This window comes from Streptomyces sp. NBC_01198 (assembly GCF_036010485.1).
Classification (GTDB): domain Bacteria; phylum Actinomycetota; class Actinomycetes; order Streptomycetales; family Streptomycetaceae; genus Actinacidiphila.
Map to the genome: position 1 here is coordinate 3,939,903 of NZ_CP108568.1, position 16,729 is coordinate 3,956,631.

A 16,729-nucleotide genomic window follows, 5' to 3' on the forward strand; every position below is an offset into this window, starting at 1 on the left:
CAGGTCGGGGTGGGGTGGCGCCACCCCGCCCGAACGGCCCCCTTTGGTGATCTACTCTGTGGCACGTGACGGGCACGGCGACGGAGCCGCACGAGCGGGCTTCGCTGACCGCCTTGCTGCATCGGTACGAAAGCGCGGGGGAGCCGCTGACCTGCGAAGCAGTCCCCCGGGGACTGCTGAACCGCGGGTGGCGGGTGACCACCACCAGGGGCCGGTACTTCCTCAAGCAGTACCTCTCCCCGGACACCGCGGAGCCCGCTCTCATCGTGCGCCAGCACCGCGCCACCCGGGGCCTGGCCCGGCTCGGCCTGCCCGCCGCGGCACCGCTGCCGGACGCCGACGGCCGCACGGTGACGCTGCACCGCGGATACGGCTACGCCCTCTTCCCGTGGATCGACGGCACCCACCGCGAGGGCACCGAGCTGACCGCCGGGCAGTCCCGGCGGCTCGGCACCCTGCTCGGCCGGGTGCACACCGGGCTCGCCCACGTCCAGCCGCCGCCGGCCGCGGGCCCGCGGCCCAGCGCCGACCCGGACCGTACGCACGCCGACATCGCCCGGCTGCTCGCCCTGGTCAGGGCCCGCCATCCCTACGACGACTTCGACGGCCTGGCCGAACACCGGCTGGTCGAGCGCGGCGACCTGCTGCGGCGGCACGCCCACCGCCGCCCGCCGGACCCCGCGCCGGACGGCCGCATCCAAGGCTGGGTGCACGGCGACTTCCACCCGCTCAACCTGCTCTACCGCGGCGACGAACCCGCCGCCATCGTCGACTGGGACCGGCTCGGCGTCCAGCCGCGTGCCGAGGAGGCCGTCAGGGCCGCCGCCATCTTCTTCGTCCACCCGGTGGACGGCCGCCTCGACCTGCGCAAGGTCCGGGCCTACGCCCGGGCGTACCGGCTCGCCTCCGGCGCGGGCGAGGCGGAGGTCGCGGCCGCCGTGCACCGGGTGTGGTGGGAGCGGCTCAACGACTTCTGGATGCTGCACTGGCGCTACGAGCGCCGCGACCGCCGCTCCGACCCGCTCTTCCCCGCCGCCTCGGCGCTGGCCGTGTGGTGGACGGGGGAGTACGAGTCGGTGCTCGACGCCTTCGCCGGGTAGCGGCCGGCGGCGGCTCAGCTCTCAGTTGCCGTCCAGGCCCGGGGCGTGGGTGTCGTTGTCACCGGAGGGCGGCGCGCTGGGCGTGTCGTCGGTCGGCGGCGGCGTGGTGGGCTTGCTCGGCGGCGTCGTCGTGGGCCTGGTCGGCTTCGTCGCCGACGGAGTCGTCGCCGGAGTGCTGGGCGGGGTGGTCGGCGGGGCACTCGTCGAGGGGGTCGAGCTCGGCGTGGTCGGCGCGGTGCTCGCCTCGCCGGTGTCGTCGGTCGGCCCCTCGTTCGGATCCTCCGAGGGCTGCTCGTCGGCCGACGGCGCCTCGCTATGGCCCACCGGGGTCGGGGAATGGTTGTCGGCGGGAGTGCCGCCGCTGCCGCCGGTCGGCAGCGTCGCCAGGTACACACCGAGCACCACGGCAAGCACCGCGGCGACCGCGAAGAGGGCCGGCTTGAGCCAGCGGTTGCCGCCCTGGCCGCCGCCGGAGGCCTGCCCGCCGCCGCCGTAACCGCCGTCGTAACCGGTGGTCTTGCCGCCGAGGCCGCCGCCGACGTCGCCGGCGAGCAGCGGCAGGCCCAGCTCGGCGGTGCTGCCGCTCCCGTCGGGGCGGTAGCCGCCGGGGCCGGGCCCGCCCGGGCGCTGCGACTGCGGCATGACCGCGGTCACCACACCGGTGTTCCACATGCCGCCGGTCCAGCCGCCCTGCTGGGCCAGCGTCTGGTGCGCGTAGCCGACGACGCCGCGCATCTCCTCGGCGCTCTGGAAGCGGTCCTCCGGCTGCTTGGCCAGCGCGCGCAGCACCATGCCGTCGAGCTCCGGCGGCACCCGGTCGCTGACCTGGGACGGGACCCGCGGGTCGTCCTGGACGTGCTGGTAGACCACCGACAGCGGGGTCTCGCCGGTGAAGGGCGGGCGCAGCGCCAGCAGCTCGTAGAGCAGGCAGCCGGTGGCGTAGAGGTCGCTGCGGTGGTCCACGGACTTGCCCAGCGCCTGCTCGGGCGAGAGGTACTGCGGGGTGCCCATCACCATGCCGGTCTGCGTCATCGTGCTCGCGGCGCCGTGCAGGGCGCGGGCGATGCCGAAGTCCATGACCTTGACCGCGCCGCCGGTGGTGATGATCACGTTGGCCGGTTTGATGTCCCGGTGCACGATGCCGTGCTGGTGGCTGTACGCGAGCGCGTCCAGCACACCCGAGACGATCAGCAGCGCCTGGTCGATCGGCGGCGGGGTCGGGCCGTTCAGCAGGTCCTTGATCGTGTGGCCCTCGACCAGCTCCATCACGATGTAGGAGACGGTGCCGGTGGGCGTGCGGTCCTCGCCGGAGTCGTAGACGGCCACGACGGCGTGGTGGTTCAGGCCCGCGACGGCCTGGGCCTCGCGGGTGAAGCGGGCCTTGGAGATCGGGTCCTCGGCCAGGTCGTTGCGGAGCAGCTTCACCGCCACGATCCGCCCCAGGCGCACGTCCTCGGCCGCGAAGACCTCCGCCATGCCGCCGCGGCCCAGCCGCCCGGTCAGCCGGTAGCGGCCGTCGCCGACGAAGGCGCCCACGCCCAACTGCCCGGGGGACTCGCCGGAAACCTCCGGCGCCCCGGTGGACGCGCTGCTTGCGTCGGCCGTCTCGTTCGGGTCGACCATCAGTCCTCGCCGTCGTTCGCCATCGCCTCGTGCTTCGTCTGGTGCGCCACCGTACCGCTTTTCGGCACCCGCCCATGGCCCGTGTCCGTGCGCTTACCCGCGTTTGACGGGCCGATCCGGATACTTGCGGAACTTCCGCCTCTGTGCGGGCCGACGTGCGTCAGGTGACGAGATGGTCAACGAACTTGACGTGCACGCGCGATCGACCAGACTTGGCGGGCAAGCTCGGGGACGTGTCTCACCCCGTTGGACCTTCATGGGGGTAGCGGTACTGATGAGCGGGGACGCCACGCAGGGCGGCGGGTACTCGGGGCGCTCGGTCGGCGGCGGGCGGTACGTACTGCGCGACCTGCTCGGCCAAGGCGGCATGGCGTCCGTCCACCTGGCGCACGACACCGTGCTCGACCGGCCGGTGGCCGTCAAGACCCTCCACACCAACCTCGGCCACGAGCCCTCCTTCCGCGAGCGCTTCCGCCGCGAGGCCCAGTCCGTCGCCAAGCTCAACCACACCAACATCGTGTCGGTCTTCGACTCCGGCGAGGACACGATCGACGGCCAGGTCGTCCCCTACATCGTCATGGAATACGTCGAGGGCAAACCGCTCGGCGACGTCCTGGCCGCCGACATCGCCCAGCACGGCGCGATGCCCGCCGACCGGGCGCTGAAGATCGCCGGCGACGTGCTGGCGGCGCTGGCAGTCAGCCACGAAATGGGCCTGGTCCACCGGGACATCAAGCCCGGCAACGTGATGATCACCCGGCGCGGCACCGTCAAGGTCATGGACTTCGGCATCGCGCGTGCCATGCAGTCCGGGGTCACCTCGATGACCCAGACCGGCATGGTCGTCGGCACCCCGCAGTATCTGTCGCCCGAACAGGCCCTGGGGCGTGGGGTCGACGAGCGCTCCGACCTCTACTCGGTCGGCTGCATGCTCTTCGAACTGCTGACCGGGCGGCTGCCCTTCGACGCCGACTCGCCGCTGGCGATGGCGTATCAGCACGTGCAGGAGACGCCGCCCGCGCCGACCACCTTCAACCGCGCCCTCACCCCGGCCGTCGACGCCCTGATCGCCCGCGCCCTGCGCAAGAACCCGGCCGAGCGCTTCCCGACTGCCGACGCCATGCACGACGAGACCGACCGGGTGCTGGCCGCCACCTCCCGCGACACCATGCCGCTGATATCCGGCGGCCCGGCGGCCGGCAACCGCGGCGAAGGCGTCGGCGCCTCCGTCTTCCCGTCCGCACCCGGACCGCTGCCCACCCCGCCGCAGCAGCTGCACACCCCGTACGCGCCCACCCCGCAGCCCCAGGGCTTCGGCCCCTCCAGCCCGCCGCCCTCCGCCTACGGCTACCCGCAGCAGGGTGGCACCCGGACCCCGCCGCCCAGCCCCGCGTACGGGATGAGCGCGCCGCCGCCCTCCCACCTGCAGGCGCTGCCGCAGCAGCACCTGGGCGGCAGGCCGCCCGGCGGCGGCATGGGCAGGGGTCCCGGCGGCGGAGGCGGTCGCAAGCGGAACATCCCGCTGATCGTGGGCTCGGCGGTCGGGGCGCTGGCCGTCATCGTCGTCGTCTCGGTCCTCCTCGCCATGTCCGGCGGTGGCGGCGACGACCCGGTCACCGACCCGACCGGCGACCCGGCCGTCAGCTCGTCCGGCTCCCAGACCCCCAGCCCGGCCGCGAGCATCATCGAGGGCGACCAGAGCCGCACCATCGAGACCTCCGAGTGCACCAAGGCACACAACGACCTGATCAACCCGGGCAAGCCCAACCTGATGACGATGCCCGACTTCACCTCGATCTACGTGGACTCGGCGGTGGCCTGCATGAAGGCCGCCAACTGGCCCTACGAGATCAGGGACATGGACGAGCAGCAGTGGGGCAAGGGCACCATCACTTCGCAGTCACCGAAGTCCCTGGACGACTTCGACATCAACTCCGGCCAGAAGATCACCATCTGGGTGTCCACGGGCAAGGGCGCCAGCTGATCCCCGTCCCGGCGCGAGCCGGGACCAGCGCCGGGGGGGCGGTTCCGCGGGCGGCCACCGCCGGTGGCGCGGCGGCCGGCTGGTCAGGCCCTCGCGACAGAGGCGGTCTAGAGATACGGGCCCGAGCGTGACGTCGGCTGACCGGCCTCCTGCTCCTCGTCGTGGCCGAGCGCTCCCGGCGGCAGCGCGCGCCGCATCTGCTCCAGCTGTGCCCGCGCCGCCATCTGCTGGGCGAACAGCGCGGTCTGGATGCCGTGGAAGAGCCCTTCCAGCCAACCCACCAGCTGCGCCTGGGCGATCCGCAGCTCCGCCTCGCTCGGCACGCTGTCGTCGGTGAACGGCAGCGACAACCGCTCCAGCTCCTCCACCAGCTCCGGCGCGAGACCGGCCTCCAGCTCCTTCACCGAGCTGGCGTGGATCTCCTTGAGCCGCACCCTGCTCGCCTCGTCCAGAGGTGCCGCCCGCACCTCCTCCAGGAGCTGCTTGATCATGCTGCCGATCCGCATCACCTTCGCCGGCTGCTCGACCATCTCCGTCACCGGGATCTCGCGGGCGTGCTCGCCCTCACCGCCCGGCGACCCCCCCAGGGCCATTCCGTCCGGCCCGACCACCAGGACCTGCTGATTCTGCGAGCTCTCCGGGGACCGTTCGTTCATCGGCATCTCCATACTTCCATTGTCCCGCACCCCCGTCCCGGCCGGGCCCGTGCCCCCTCATCCCTCGGCCCGTCTGCCGAGCTCGGGACGGGACCTGGTGACCAGCGCCGCCAGCAGTCCCGCGCCCAGCGGCACCAGCACGACCAGCATCCCCAGCGTCCCCCACGGGACGACCACCGGCACGTTCGGCACCCGCAGATCGCCCCAGCCCGACCGGACGGACCGCTGGTACGTGAGCAGCTGCTGGTGCCGCTCCCCGCGCCGCAGGGCGATCGCCGGCAGCACCCCCGCCGCCGAGCCCAGCACGACTCCCATCACCGCGACGACCGCGCACTGGAAGCCCGACAGCGTCCGCCGCACCCGCCCCGCCGCACCTATCGCCGCCAGCGTTCTGAGATCGGGCTCCGCGTCGGTCTGCGCCAGCCCCGTCGCTATCCCGGCGGCGCCGATCGTGATCACCCCGGCGAAGAGCATGAGCGCCAGCAGGATCAGGCCGTCGTTGCCGACATAGCCCCGCTCCAGGTGCACCTGCGCCCTGGTGCCGATCTTGGCCACGTCACTGTTGAGCGCCTGCCGCTGCGCCCCGCTCGGCATCTTGGACGTCGTGTAGTACGAACCCAGGGGCGCGGTCGGGAAGCCCAGCGAATCAGCCGCCCGCTGCGGTACGACGGCCATCACCCCGTAGGGCCGGTCCTCGGGCGCCAGGTGGACCGGCAGCGCCTTCACCTTCCCCGGCGGCTCGGTGCCGTCCTGCGGTTCCTTGGTCACATCGGCGATCACCTTGATCTTCACGGTGCCGTGGTCCTCGTACGCCCGGTCGAACAGCACCGCCTCGCCACGGGCCAGCGCCCGCTCCGCGTCACCGTCATGGACGCCGAGCACGTGCAGCACCCCCGGTCCGCCGACCAGCACGCCGTCGGCGACGGAGATCGCGGAGGACTGGTCGTGAACGGCACACCGCCAGTCGTGCACCAGCGCCTCGCGCTGGGCGAGGGTCAGCCCCTGCGCCCCCTGCGGCCCGGAGGACGGGCAGATGTTCGCCGGCGGCATCAACGCCTCCGTCCGCCCGCAGCCCGTCACACCCGGGTGCTGGGCACAGGACGGCGCCCCGACGTAGATCCGGGACACGTCCACCCGGCCGGTGACCGGGTAGTTCTTCTCGACCGCCGCTCGCACCTGCCCGAGGTCGCCGATGGCGTCGCCGTACGCCCCGACCGCGACCTCGCCACGCGGCAGCTGTGCCGTGTAGAGCTGCCGGTCCTCCTGCACCTGGCTGGCCGCATAGGTCGCGACGGCCACCGAGCCGGCCACCGCGGCAAGCACCGCCGCCACCGCCGGGGCCGTGCGTCCCCGGTTGCGCACCGCGTCCCGCAGCGCCAGCCGCGGGGACAGCGGCAGCCACCGGCCGAGCCGGCCGAAGACCCCGATGATCGCCGAGGTCATCATCACCAGGCCGAGCTCCGCCAGCGCCGCGCCGGCCACCGCCGTGTAACTGCTCTCGCTGTGCATCGTGCCGTAGAAGACCACGACGACACCGACGCAGAGCAGGGCGAGACCCACGACCGGCAGGGCGCGATTGGCCCTGCGCACCCCGCGCCGGCCGGTCAGCGAGGCCAGCACGCTCTGCCGGGAGGCGCTGACCGCCGGCACGATCGCCGCCAGCACCCCGGTGAGCACGGCGAGCCCGCCCACTCCCGCCAACTCCAGCGGCCGCAGCCGCAGCCCGCCGAACCGCTGGCCGACGTAGCCCTCCAGGGTGCCGCGCAGCAGCGCGGTGACGGCGACCCCGAGCAGCGTGCCCACCACGGCCGCCGCCACGCCGATCACCAGGCCACTGGAGAGCACGATCGCCCTGATGTGCCTGCGGTCACCGCCGTTGGCACCCACCAGGCCCAGCTGGCGCCGCGAGCGGCGCGCGCCGACCGCGAACGCCGGACCGGCCAGCAGGCAGATCTCCAGCATGCTCAGTCCGCCTATGGTCACCCCCGCGGCGATCGCCTGGGCCCGCACGTCACCGCCGCCGTAGACCAGCGAGGAGGCACCGAAGTCGGTCCGGTAGATCGGCACGTCCGCCCTGGCCGGCGGGTGCAGCCGGACAGCCCGCGAATCGACCTCCACACCTTGGGTGTTGGCGCGTTTCACCATGTCCCAGGTGAAGTCGCCCTTCAGCGACACCAGATAGCTCACCGGGCCGGACCCCACCCCCTTGTCCGCGGCGTCCTGCACGGCCTCGAAGGCCGGGATGAACGCCCCTGGCAACGCGTTGAGCTGCTCGTCGTCCAGACGGCTCGGCACGTCGTAAGCGCCGACGATCCGGTAGGACCGGTCCAGGCCGCGCACCCGCACCCGCGAACCCACGTGCAGGCCGCTGGACTTGAGGAAGCCGTTGGTCGCGGCCATCTCGTCCTCGGCCACCGGGAACCGTCCCCGGTCCAGGTCGGCGATGCCCGCGGCCATCGGATCGGCCGCCTTCAGCTCCCGTACCTCGACGTCCAGCAGGCCGAACTTCGTCCTGACCGGCGCCCAGCTGGACGCGTCCCTCAGCCGGCGCGTCCCGGGCGGCAGTGCGGTCAGCGGATCGACCGCCCCGCCGTCCCCGCCGGTCACCGGGCCGGCCGGACCGCCGTCCGCGGCCGTGCCCTCGTCCTTGCTGTGCACGGCCACGACACCGCCGCCCACCGGCTCCTGATACACCGGCTGCGGGCCCTGGCCCGCGTCACTGACACGGGCGTCGGCGGCGCCGAGGTCCCTGGTGGCCTTCTCGGCCGCCGTCAGCTGCGAGCTGCGGATGGTCACATCGGCCGCGCTCACACCCATGATCGGCAGCGCGATCATCGCCAGCACCAGCAGGCTGCGCCCCTTGTACCGCACGGCGTCCCTGCGGGCGATCCGGATCGCGGCACGCCACGCGTGCAGCCGCCCGAACCCTGGCACACCGGGCTGTGTCCGCCCGGTCACTGTGCCGCTCCGCCCGCAAGCAGCGACTCCGCGGAGGAGCGCAGCGTCATGTCGACCACCGAACCGTCCCGCAGGAAGACCACCCGGTCCGCCCAGGCCGCGAACCGCGGCTCATGGGTGACCAGGACGCCGGCCGCCCCCGCGTCACACCGGGACCGCAGCAGGGCGAGCACCGCGTCACCGGTCTCCGAGTCCAGGGCGCCGGTGGGCTCGTCCGCGAGCACCAGGCGGCGGTCGCCCACCAGCGCCCGGGCGATCGCCACCCGCTGCTGCTGGCCGCCCGACATCTCGTCGGGGAAGCGGTCGGCCAGCTCCTGCAGCCCGAACTCCTCCAGGGCGGCGATGGCCTCCCTGCGGGCCTTGCGGCTGCTGACGCCGTCCAGCTCGCGCGGGAGGGCGACATTCTCCGCCGCGGTGAGCGCCGGGATCAGGTTGTAGTCCTGGAAGACATAGCCGATGCTCCGGCGGCGCAACGCCGCTATGTCCCGTCGGCTGGCCCGGGTCAGATCGGTGCCCTCGACCACCACCCGCCCCGAGCTCGGCAGGTCGAGGCCGCCGGCGATCGTCAGCAGGGTGGACTTCCCCGAGCCCGACGGTCCCATCACCGCGACGAGCTCCCCCGGATACACGTCCAGGTCGATGCCGCGCAGCGCGTGCACCTCGGCCGCGCCCGTGCCGTGCACCCGGGTCAGCCCTTCGAGGCTGAGGATGGGCCGGCCGGTGCGGTCGGCCGCCGCGAGCGCTGTGGACGAGTGTGCGGCGGCCTGGGCGCCGCGGCCGTCCGCGTCCGACGGGTCGCGCGGCTCGGCCGGCGGAGTGGGCTGTGTGGTCATCAGAGCTGCTTCCCCCTGCTTCGGGTCCGGACCGTTCGGGCCGGGCTGTTCGTTCTGGTCACGCGGTGAGCGGTGGTGCTGGGTCCGGGTGGTCAGTGCCGGGGCCGTCTGAGGGCGCCGCGCAGTCCTCCGTTCTGCGCGGCGCCGAGCTTCGGTGTGCCGCCGGCCGGGTCGACAGGGTCGGCCGGATCGGCGGCCGGTGCCTTCCTGCTGTCGGCCGCGGCCTGCGGGGCCAGCCGGACGAGCCTGGTCTCGCAGTGGTCCAGCCAGCGCGCTTCCGCTTCGGCCTGGAAGATCAACTGGTCGAGGACCAGCTGCCAGGCCACGTCGTCCGGGTCGAACTCGCCCGGCCGGCGCGACGCCGCCTCCAGCGCCTGGCCCTTCAATCGCGTGTAGTCCTGCATCGCGCGGATGGTGTGGGTGCGCTGGGCCTGGATGACCGAGCGCACGTCGACCTCGGGCGAGCCGACCGCCATCGCGAGCTTGATCGCCAGTTCGTTCCGCGGGGGGTTGGCCCGGTCGACGGGGGTGGCGAACCACTGCCTCAGCTCGTCCCTGCCGCCCTCGGTGATGGCGTAGAGGGCATGGCCCGCTTCGTCCTCGCCCGCGGGGACGACCAGGCCGTCCCGCTCCAGCCGGGCGACGGTCGTGTAGACCTGCCCGACGTTGAGCGGCCAGGTGGAACCGGTGCGCGACTCGAACTCGGTACGCAGCTGATAGCCGTAGCGCGGACCTCGTTCGAGGAGGGCCAGCAGGCCGTGACGGATCGACATACTGAGTATGTATACCGAGTATGGTCGGCGCGGGCAAGACCGATCGGCGGGATCGCACCACTCTTCACTCGAACGGATGGTCGAACGATGCCGCAGGTTCGAAGAGGCCCGCGGCAGGCAATCATGAACGTGAGCGGTCACTCACAGTCACGAGGGACCGGGGCCGCCGGCCCTCGCCTGCGAGCGCGGACGCCCCCACGCGGGACGCGTGCGAGCGCGGGCGGGCCGGCGGGCGCGAGCGGGTGCGGAAGAAATCGGCAGGAGTCGGCAGGAGTCGGCAGGAGTCGACAGGGAGGTGGGGGCAGTGCGGGACGTCGGTCAGGGACGGCGCAGGCGCAGACCGAGCACGCCGAGTCCCAGCCCGACCAGGATCATCCCCGCACCGAGCGGCAGCAGTCTGAGGACCCGCCGCCCGGGCTGGTAGGAGGGGGCCGACGGTTCCTGTCGACCCACTCCGGAGCCGGTGGGTGCGGGCAGGGTCGGAGTCGGTCGGGGCTCCTCGTCGGGCACGAGCGAGGTGGCCCGGTCGGAGTAGCTGTGGCCGTGGTGACGCACGGAGTGCCGATGCTCGTAGGTGTTCCTGGTGGGGTGTCCGCTGCCCGTGGCCCCGGCGGACGGGGTCGCCGACGGGCGGGCCGGGGGGTGCAGCAGCGTGTCGCCCGCGCCGGAGTCGGACGGGGTCGGCACGGGCGCTGGGTGGTCCGGCGTCCGGACCGGGGCGGGTGGCCGGGCGGGGCCGGGCGGCTGCTGCACGGGCGGCCGGGAAGAGGCAGGCGAATGCGACGAAGGAGGTGACGGCATGGCAGGCGTGCCGGTGACGACAGGTGGACGGGGTACGACAGGGCGGGCGGGTCCGGTCCCGGGGGGCCTCGCCGGCGGGGGCCGCACGGGTCCCCCGGGCCGGTCAGGCCCGGGAGGCGGCGGATCGCCAGGCCGGGGATCACGCCCTGGCGGAGGCTCGGGCGGCCGGACCGCACCGGGGACGGCTGCGCCCCCGGGCGCGGGCGCCCCGCCGGCCGCACGCGGTACGGCCGGGACCGGGGCGGCGGGCGGCGGTTCGGCGGCCTGGCTCGCGCCGGCCGGCGCGAGCACCGCTGCGGCAAGGAGCAGCGAGGCGGCGGTGCGGACGGCGGCGGTCGCCCGGGCCGGGTGCGCCACGGCCCGCGGTCGGGCTCGCCTGCCGGATGGCCACCGCACGCATATCGCCTCTCCGCCGGACTCTCGGTGGTCTCAGCGTCACACGAGGCGACATTTCCGGCATCCCGGCCGGGCGCGGCCGCGGTCAGACCGTGAGCAGGATCTTGCCGATGTGCCCGCTGCTCTCCATCAGACGGTGGGCCTCGGCTGCGGAGGCCAGCGGCACCGAACTGTCCACGACGGGGCGGACGGTGCCGGACTCGATCAGCGGCCAGACGTGCTGGCGGACGGCGGCGACGATCGCCACCTTCTCCTCCGCCGGCCGCGCCCGCAGGCTGGTCGCGACGATCGCGGCACGCTTGGCGAGCAGCCTGCCGAGGTTGAGTTCGGCCTTCACTCCGCCCTGCATGCCGATGACGACGAGCCGGCCGTTCACGGCCAGGGCCTCCAGGTTCCGGGCCAGGTAGGCAGCACCGATCACATCGAGGATGACGTCCGCACCGTGGCCGCCGATGTCCTCGACGAAGTCCTGCTCGTGGTAGTTGACCAGGACGTCCGCGCCCAGGTCGCGGCAGAACTGCAGCTTCCGCTCGCTGCCCGCGGTCGTCGCCACCCTCGCGCCGACCGCCTTGCCCAGCTGGATCGCCATGGTCCCGATGCCGCTGGAGCCGCCGTGCACCAGCAGGGTCTCGCCCGGCTGGAGGTGGGCGACCTGGAAGACGTTGGACCACACCGTGGCGGTCACCTCGGGCAGGGCGGCGGCCGTCACGAGGTCGACGCCGTCCGGCACCGGGAGCAGCTGGCCGACGGGGACGGCGACCTTCTCCGCGTAGCCGCCCCCGGCGAGCAGCGCGCAGACCTCGTCGCCGACCGACCAGCCGGTGACGCCGGGGCCGAGGGCCGCGATCCGCCCGGAGCACTCGAGGCCGGGATAGGGCGAGGCGCCGGGCGGCGGGTCGTAGTGGCCCTGGCGTTGCAGGATGTCGGCGCGGTTCACGGCCGAGGCGGCGACCTCGACCAGCACCTCGCCGGCGCCCGGATCGGGATCGGGCACCTCCGTCAGGACCAGCGCATCGGGGCCGCCCGGTTCGGGAATCGTGATCGCACGCATGCCACGACCCTAAGGGAGCGGCCGGCGCCGGCCCGCGGTGCCGTGCCCGTACCGCACCGGGACGCCCGGGAGCGCGAAGACCCGCGCCCTGCCCGGCCGCGACGGGCCGTCGCACCCCGACGGCACGGCACCCCGCCCGGTCCGCCGGCGGGGCCGAGGCGGGCGGGGTGCGGTGCTGCGGGGTCAGCCCCCGTCGGCCACCGGTTCAAGGGTGGCGCGGAAGTGTCGCAGGATCGGCGACTGGTCCACGATGCGGAAGCCGCGCACGCTGTCCGCACGCTTGGCGACCTTGGCCAGGGTGTCGCCGACGTGGTCGTAGTGGCTGCGCGTGTAGACCCGGCGCGGCAGTGCGAGCCTGACCAGCTCGTAGGGCGCGCTCTTCACCGGGTTGCCGTGCTCGTCCTCCTCGCCGAGGTAGAGCGAGCCCAGCTCGGCTGACCTGATCCCGCCCTCCAGATACAGCTGGCAGGCGAGGGCGTGGCCGGGGAAGTGGTGGGGCGGTATGTGCGGCAGCAGGCGGCCGGCGTTGAGGTAGCGGGCGTGCATGCCGGGCGGCTCGATGATGTCGACCCCCGCCGCGCGCAACCGGTGGGCGAGGTGGCCGGCGATGTCGGCCCGCTCGGCGAGATGGGCGGGCTCGGTGATCTCGGTCAGCCCCTGGGCCACCATGTCCAGGTCGCGTCCGGCCAGACCGCCGTAGGTCGCGAAGCCCTCGGTGGCGATGAGCAGCAGCTCGCACCGCTGCGCGAGCTCGGGGTCGTTCAGCCCGAGGAATCCGCCGATGTGGACGATGCCGTCGCATCGCACTCGTCCTGCCGGCAGCGGCACCGAGGCGTCGATAAATCGAAACGGCTCCATATGCCCGACTGCGGCATGGTGCTCCTCGGAGTGATTACGCTCTCAACCGGATTGCCGTCCGTCTTACCCGCTTTGGCTAGCGCCGACAAGCGGCGTGATCATATCACCACCGGCCGATCATGCGAGACGCAAGTGCCCCTGGCATGTGGCGATGTGATGGTATGTCAGCTGATTACGCCCGGCGGGTCAGCCGAGCGGCGCGGCGGCCGGGTCGTCGGTCGCCCGGCGGATGGTGATCAGCCGGTCGGTGGCCCGCAGCGGCGCCGCCTCGGGGTCGTCGTGGTCCAGCAGCCGTGAGCCGCGCTTGACCGACACCACCAGGTCACGGACGTCCCGCGGCGCCAGCCCCACCTCGGAGTCGGCCACCGGCCGCTCGACGAGGTCCAGCCCGCTGCCGTACGTGATCAGGTCGTCCATCACCTGACCGACGCTCGGGCTGAGTACCGACAGCCCGAGCAGCCGCCCTGCGGCGCCGGAGCTGGTGATGACCGCGTCGGCGCCCGACTGGCGCAGCAGCGGCGCGTTCTCCTCCTCGCGGACCGAGGCCACGATGTGCGCGTCCGCGTTCAGCTGCCGGGCCGTCAGCGTCACCAGGACCGCGGTGTCGTCACGCTGCGTCGCGATGACGATCTGCCGGGCACGCTGCGCCTCTGCCCGCCGCAGCACATCGCTGCGGGTGGCGTCCCCGGTGACCGCCACGTAGCCCTCCTCGGTCGCCCCGTGCACCACCTTGGGGTCCGGGTCCACTACCACGATCCGCTGCGGCGGCACCCCGCGCCCGCGCAGCGTCCGCGCGGTGGACCGGCCCTTAGTGCCGTATCCCACGATGACCACGTGGTCGTCCAACGTTCTCCTCCAGCGGGTGAGGCGGAACTGCTCCCTGGTCCGCTCGGTCAGCACTTCGAGGGTGGTGCCCACCAGGATGATCAGGAAGATCACCCGCAGCGGCGTGACCAGGAAGGTGTTGGTCAGCCGCGCGCCCGTGCTGTAGGGGACGATGTCGCCGTAGCCGGTGGTCGAGAGCGTCACCGTGGAGTAGTAGAGGGCGTCGAGGAACGACACCGAGCCGTCGGCGTTGTCGTGGTAACCGCCCCGGTCCGTATAGACGATCACCACGGTGACGGCCAGGACCAGCAGCGCCAGCACCAGGCGCCGGGTGACCTGCGTCAGAGGGCCGGCCGCGGGTCGCGGGAAGGCGACCCGGTGGGCGCCGGGCGCCGCGGGCGGCCGGTCCTCGGCGGCATCGGTATCCGGTGGGTCGCCGCCGCCCTCCCCGGGCGTCATGCGCCGCTCCCCCACGCCGGGGCCAGCGCCCCGGTGTCCAGCACCGCCGTCTCCTGACCGGCCCGGGCGCCACCCGGCGGGATCACCGCCATACCGTCGGCGGCGGCCAGGCCGCGCAGCATCGCCGGGCCGGTGAAGTGCAGCGGCCGCGCCGCCGACTCGTCGTCGAAGACGACGGGGACCAGCCGGGTGTCCACCGGATGCCCGGGCACGTTCGCGGTCAGCGGGGCCGCGTACGGAGCGGGAGCCGGGCGGCCGGCGAGCGTCCGCAGCACGGGATCGACCAGGGTGAGCACCCCGGAGACGGCCGCGAGCGGATTGCCGGGCAGCCCCGCCAGCAGGCCGCCGGCCGGCAGTTGGGCCAGCAGCATCGGGTGCCCCGGGCGTACCGCGACCCCGTCGACCAGCAGCGTGGCACCCAGCTGCGCCAGCACGGGGTGCACGTGGTCGACAGGGCCGCTCGCCGTGCCGCCGGTGGTCACCACCAGGTCGGCGGTGCTCGCCGCCACGGCCGCGTGCAGCGTCCCGGCGTCGTCGACCAGCCGCCGCACCGAGGTGACCTCGGCGCCGAGCCCGCGCAGCCAGGACGGCAGCATGGGGCCGAGCGCGTCACGCACCCGGCCGGCCCGCGGCGGCCCCTGGTCGAGCAACTCGTCGCCGAGCACCAAGATCTCCACCCGGGGGCGCATGGTGACGGTCAGTTCGTCATAGCCCGCCGCCGCGGCCAGGCCGAGCACCGCCGGGGTCACCACCGCGCCCGCCGGCAGCAACTCCTCGCCGCCGCGGCACTCCTGGCCCTTGCGCCGTATCTCCTGGCCCGCGCGGGGTGCGGAGTGCGAGGCCAGGACGTGCAGCCACTCGCCGTCGGTCCTGAGCTGGGTGCTGCCGTGCTCGCTGCGCAGCACCGCGGTGGTGCCCGGCGGGAGCACGGCCCCGGTGGCGATGCGGACGGCGTGGCCGCCGAGCAGGGCGTCGGCCGAGCGCTGCTGTCCGGCCAGCACCTGGCCCTTCAGCCGCCACGGGCCGGAACCGGCGACCGCCCAGCCGTCCATGGCCGAGGAGTCGAACGACGGCAGGTCCGTCAGCGCCGTCAGCGAGCGCGCCAGCGCCATGCCGAGCAGGTCCTCGCCGAGCGGCAGCGCCCGGGGGTCGAGCCGGCGCCCGACCCGGCGGGCCAGACGCCGCGCCTCGGGCCAGGCGACGGCGTCCGGGCGCTGCCGGGCCCGGGTCCTGGCCTGCGCCGGGCCGGCGCCCGCGGGCTCGTGTCCCAGCGCGACGACCAGAGGGTCGGTGCTGGGCTGCCGGCTGCCCGGGCGGGCCGTCGCGGGGCCGTTGGCCAGCGCCACGGCGTCGTCGAGCGCCCGGTCCGCGGCGTCGGCGCCGCCCGGACGGCCCCGCTCGCGTGGACCGTTCATCCGCCGGACTCCGCCGTCCACCGCAACGCCAGGTCAGCGGCCTTCCGCGCCGCCTCCCGTACGGCCTCGGGTCCGCCGCCCGCCTGCGCCGCCGCGTATCCCACCAGGAAGGTGGTCAGCGGGGCGGCGGGCCTGGCGACGCCGTGCGCCGCGTCACGTGCCAGGTCGAGCAGGACCCCGGTGTCCACGTCGAGGTCGATGCCCAGTTCGGTCTTGGCTGCTGCGATCCATTCGTCCACCACACGCCCATGGTCCCCGATCCGGCCGCACAAGCCACCCAGGCTCACCCCTCGGACTTCCCTGCTTTCCCGTGGCCGGGCGTCAGGAGCCCTGGCGGATCCCCACCGTGGGGCAGGGCGCCGCACCCGCTCAGCGCTCCGGGGCGTCGCCCAGCCGGGCCCGCGCGGCAGCCACGTCGTCCCAGGTGTCGCAGTCGAAGCTGGCCTCGCCGGTCGGATCCGCGATCCGGCGCAGCGTCAGCTCGCCGGTCAGCAGGCGCAGCGGCAGCCCGCTCAACGTGCCGTGCTCGGCCGCGAGCAGGGCGATTTCCCGGCGGAGCGGCTCCGCCAGATACGCCGCCGCCAGCGGCTGGTCGCGGCCGCCGGGGTCGGTGAGCAGGACGCCTTCGCACCCGTCGGCCCGGGCGCCGTGCAGAGCCTCGGTGAGCGCCGTCACCGTAGGCGCTGTCAGGAACGGCAGGTCGGCGGCGAACACGACGACCGCCGGGGCCTCCGTGGCGGCCAGGGCGGCGAGCCCGGCGGCGAGGGCGGGCAGCGGACCCCCGCCCGGGGGCTGCTCCCGGGTCCACCGCACCGGCACGGCGGTCGGCCTGCGCGGACCCACCACGACAGTGCGGCCGGCGCCCGCGCAGGCGGTGAGCACCCGGTCGAGCAGCGTCCGGCCGCCGACCGGGAGCGCAGGCTTGTCGGCGCCGCCCAGCCTGCCGGCCGCGCCGCCCGCCAGCACCACCGCGTCGAAGCTCCTCGTCATGCCCGCG

The 16,729-nt window shown here is 74.1% G+C and carries 12 protein-coding genes and 2 pseudogenes; 2 read left to right on the forward strand and 12 right to left on the reverse strand.

What is annotated here, in order from left to right; translation table 11 throughout:
* Nucleotides 1-65: 65 nt before the first annotated feature.
* Entirely contained in the window at nt 66-1,100 is a 1,035-nt protein-coding gene (locus OG702_RS17680; protein WP_327289856.1) for a phosphotransferase, read from the forward strand.
* A gap of 21 nt (nt 1,101-1,121) precedes the next feature.
* Here the strand turns inward: OG702_RS17680 and OG702_RS17685 are convergent, their stop codons facing one another.
* On the reverse strand, nt 1,122-2,723 hold the full coding sequence (locus OG702_RS17685) for a protein kinase domain-containing protein (RefSeq protein ID WP_327289857.1): 1,602 nt from the start codon (nt 2,721-2,723) through the stop codon (nt 1,122-1,124).
* Nucleotides 2,724-2,997: 274 nt separating this feature from the next.
* Between OG702_RS17685 and OG702_RS17690 the strand changes: the two genes are divergently transcribed.
* The gene (locus OG702_RS17690) at nt 2,998-4,707 is read left to right on the forward strand and encodes a protein kinase domain-containing protein (RefSeq protein WP_327293267.1); all 1,710 of its coding nucleotides are present in this window, start codon (nt 2,998-3,000) and stop codon (nt 4,705-4,707) included.
* 107 nt (nt 4,708-4,814) lie between these two features.
* Here the strand turns inward: OG702_RS17690 and OG702_RS17695 are convergent, their stop codons facing one another.
* From OG702_RS17695 to mobA, 11 genes and pseudogenes are all read right to left on the reverse strand, one after another.
* Entirely contained in the window at nt 4,815-5,375 is a 561-nt protein-coding gene (locus OG702_RS17695; protein WP_327289858.1) for a bacterial proteasome activator family protein, read from the reverse strand.
* A gap of 45 nt (nt 5,376-5,420) precedes the next feature.
* Complete coding sequence (locus OG702_RS17700; RefSeq protein WP_442814456.1) at nt 5,421-8,297, reverse strand: ABC transporter permease; 2,877 nt, start codon at nt 8,295-8,297, stop codon at nt 5,421-5,423.
* Between the two features lie 20 nt (nt 8,298-8,317).
* Nucleotides 8,318-9,154, reverse strand: coding sequence for an ABC transporter ATP-binding protein (locus OG702_RS17705; RefSeq protein ID WP_327289859.1), 837 nt, complete (start codon nt 9,152-9,154; stop codon nt 8,318-8,320).
* A gap of 92 nt (nt 9,155-9,246) precedes the next feature.
* Nucleotides 9,247-9,927: a PadR family transcriptional regulator gene (locus tag OG702_RS17710; protein ID WP_327289860.1), complete on the reverse strand. Its 681-nt coding sequence runs from the start codon at nt 9,925-9,927 to the stop codon at nt 9,247-9,249.
* 318 nt (nt 9,928-10,245) lie between these two features.
* On the reverse strand, nt 10,246-10,614 hold the full coding sequence (locus OG702_RS17715; RefSeq protein ID WP_327289861.1) for a hypothetical protein: 369 nt from the start codon (nt 10,612-10,614) through the stop codon (nt 10,246-10,248).
* A 595-nt stretch (nt 10,615-11,209) separates the two neighbouring features.
* Nucleotides 11,210-12,175, reverse strand: a complete 966-nt coding sequence (locus OG702_RS17720; protein WP_327289862.1) for an NAD(P)H-quinone oxidoreductase — start codon at nt 12,173-12,175, stop codon at nt 11,210-11,212.
* A 183-nt stretch (nt 12,176-12,358) separates the two neighbouring features.
* Nucleotides 12,359-13,033, reverse strand: a complete 675-nt coding sequence (locus OG702_RS17725; RefSeq protein ID WP_327289863.1) for a hypothetical protein — start codon at nt 13,031-13,033, stop codon at nt 12,359-12,361.
* Between the two features lie 186 nt (nt 13,034-13,219).
* Entirely contained in the window at nt 13,220-14,317 is a 1,098-nt protein-coding gene (locus OG702_RS17730) for a potassium channel family protein (protein WP_327289864.1), read from the reverse strand.
* Complete coding sequence (locus OG702_RS17735; protein WP_327289865.1) at nt 14,314-15,732, reverse strand: molybdopterin molybdotransferase MoeA; 1,419 nt, start codon at nt 15,730-15,732, stop codon at nt 14,314-14,316. Before OG702_RS17735 ends, OG702_RS17730 begins: the two co-directional genes overlap by 4 nt.
* A pseudogene (locus tag OG702_RS35510) lies at nt 15,729-15,995 on the reverse strand (DUF6457 domain-containing protein); the annotation flags it as partial. The gene OG702_RS17735 and the pseudogene OG702_RS35510, both read right to left, overlap by 4 nt.
* A gap of 133 nt (nt 15,996-16,128) precedes the next feature.
* Nucleotides 16,129-16,722 (reverse strand): annotated as a pseudogene (gene mobA, locus OG702_RS35515) (molybdenum cofactor guanylyltransferase); the annotation flags it as partial.
* Nucleotides 16,723-16,729 lie beyond the last annotated feature (7 nt).